General features: G+C 61.3%; 3 protein-coding genes and 1 pseudogene. 3 read left to right on the top strand and 1 reads right to left on the bottom strand.

What is annotated here, in order from left to right; genetic code table 11:
- From EOD07_RS31420 to EOD07_RS31430, 3 genes and pseudogenes are all read left to right on the top strand, one after another.
- Nucleotides 1–358: pseudogene (locus EOD07_RS31420) on the top strand (PQQ-dependent dehydrogenase, methanol/ethanol family); the annotation flags it as partial.
- A 161-nt stretch (nucleotides 359–519) separates the two neighbouring features.
- The gene (locus EOD07_RS31425; protein ID WP_127238043.1) at nucleotides 520–1,044 is read left to right on the top strand and encodes a c-type cytochrome, methanol metabolism-related; all 525 of its coding nucleotides are present in this window, start codon (nucleotides 520–522) and stop codon (nucleotides 1,042–1,044) included.
- A 1-nt stretch (nucleotide 1,045) separates the two neighbouring features.
- Nucleotides 1,046–1,918 (top strand): substrate-binding domain-containing protein, encoded by an 873-nt coding sequence (locus tag EOD07_RS31430; protein WP_348627790.1) that lies wholly within the window; start codon nucleotides 1,046–1,048, stop codon nucleotides 1,916–1,918.
- Here the strand turns inward: EOD07_RS31430 and EOD07_RS37890 are convergent.
- On the bottom strand, nucleotides 1,899–2,242 hold a 344-nt coding region (locus EOD07_RS37890; protein WP_206519619.1), incomplete at its 5' end, for a hypothetical protein. The two genes, EOD07_RS31430 and EOD07_RS37890, sit on opposite strands and share 20 nt — an antisense overlap.

Below are 2,242 nucleotides of genomic sequence, written 5' to 3' on the forward strand. Positions count from 1 at the left end.
CTTCTATGGGACGCTCGAAGGCTACATCAAGGCAGTCGATGAGCACGGCAAGGAACTCTACAAGTTCAAGACCCCGTCCGGCATCATCGGCAACGTCACGCCCTTCGAGCACAACGGCAAGCAATATATCGCCGTTCTGTCCGGTGTCGGCGGATGGGCAGGTATCGGCCTCGCCGGCGGACTGCTGTCACCCGACAACGCCGCCGCCTGGCACGGCGCCGTCGATCAGGGCCGCGCGCAAGGCGATCAGGCCGCGGTCGTTGGAACCGCCGGTCTCGGAGCGGTCGGTGGCTACGCGGCACTTGCCGACTACACGACGCTGGGCGGCCAGCTCACCGTCTTCGGTCTTCCGGATTGATCTCCCGGAAAACCCTTAAGACCGAAGACTGAAAGATCGAGAGCCCGGATCATCCGCAGGCAACAGCCGGGCTCTCGATCTGCAGCACACCCGAACACCGGTCAACAACGCCGCGTCGCGACGGCAACCCTTCGTCCTTGGCAAAATAAGGAAGTGTCTGAATGTCCATCCGCATCGCAATTTCCGTTCTCGCCCTGGCCCTTCTGCCTTTTGCCGGCCCGACGTCGGCGCAGGCCGAGGACAGCGCCGACAAAGCCAAGGCGGTGAAGGACGAGGGCGGCAAATATTTGGATGCGGATGGAAACCCAACCTACAAGATCGAGAACGGAACCGTGGATTGGTACACGTTCAGCGGCTATCGCCGCTATCACTCGGACTGTCATGTCTGCCACGGACAGGACGGCATGGGTTCGACCTATGCCCCGGCCCTGGCGAACAGCCTTAAAACGATCGACTACCCTACCTTCCTCTCGATCGTCGCCCAGGGCCGCAAGAACACCGCCAACGGCAAGGAGAATGTCATGCCGGCCTTTGGCGACAACAAGAACGTCTATTGCTACCTGGATGACCTCTACGTCTATCTGCGCGCCCGCGCCGACGGCGCCGCGCCGCGCGGCAGGCCGCCCAAGCACGAGGACAAACCCCAAGCGGCCAAGGATGCCGAAAAATCCTGCATGGGGGGATGACGTGACAGGCCGGGTTGCATCGAAGCCACGTTTCGTTCTGCCCCTGCTCGGCGCGCTCGCCTTGCTGCCATCGGCTGCCTGGGCGCAAGGCGCCGGCCTCGGCGCCGCGGGAGAGTTGGTCGATCCCGACATTCTGCGCGTCTGCGCAGATCCTTCCAACATGCCCTTCACCGACCAGAACGGTCAGGGATTCGAAAACAAGCTGGCCGAGCTGGTCGCCAGGAAGACGGGGCGCAAGTCAGTCACCTACACCTGGTTTCCGACCGTGATCGGCTTCGTGCGCAACACGCTTGCCGCCAACCGATGCGACGTCATCATGGGCTACGCTCAAGGCGATGAGCTGGTGCAGAACACCAATGCCTATTATCGCTCTTCCTATGTGCTTGTGCATCCCAAGGGCGACGGCCTCGAAGGTGTCGAGACGATCGAGGATCCGAAACTCACCGGCAAGCGGATCGGCGTCGTCGAACGCACGCCGCCGACCGCCAACATGGCCGCCAACAAGCTTTTGCGAACGGCAAAGATCTACCCGCTGGCCGTCGACACGCGCGTCACCCCGTCGATGGGAGAGGTCATGATCAAGGACATGCTCGCCGGCAAGATCGACGCGGCGATCCTGTGGGGCCCGATGGCGGGCTACTATGTCAGGCAGCTCGGCGCGAATGTCGCGATCGTTCCGCTGGTCAAGGAAAAGACCGGCTCGCGCATGTCCTACCGCATCACCATGGGAGTGCGTCCATCCGACCAGGAATGGAAGCGTACCCTCAACAAGGTGATCCGTGAGAACCAGGCGGAGATCAACAAGCTCCTGCTCGACTACAACGTGCCGCTGATCGACGAGCATGACAACCCGATCACGGCGACGCCGGGGTAACCTCGATGGGAGCGAGAACGGCAGAGGCGATGGAGGGAAGGAACCGATCTTCGATGCGGATAGTTTCTTTTAGTTGTTTGAGAACCCGGTGTTTCATTTGTCCATTTTGAAGTGATGGACGAGCCATTGCACCCGCCCGCAATGGCGCCAACGACATGACCGGCCCATTCGGGCTGGCAGAAGAGGAGAATGCGATGAAGAAGAGCTGGAAGAAACCGACCATGTGCCAAGTCGCTGCGGGCTTCGAAATTTCGCGGTATCTGCCTGCTGAAATTCCTCCCAGGAAGTAGGCCGCAAGGGTGCATGTCCCTGGCAGCAGGGGCA

It is taken from the genome of Mesorhizobium sp. M2C.T.Ca.TU.002.02.1.1 (assembly GCF_003997225.1).

What these genes read in the sequence shown, in the direction of transcription:
- EOD07_RS31425 (WP_127238043.1), top strand. Translation starts at nt 520, where the DNA reads ATGTCCATCCGCATCGCAATTTCCGTTCTCGCCCTGGCCCTTCTGCCT.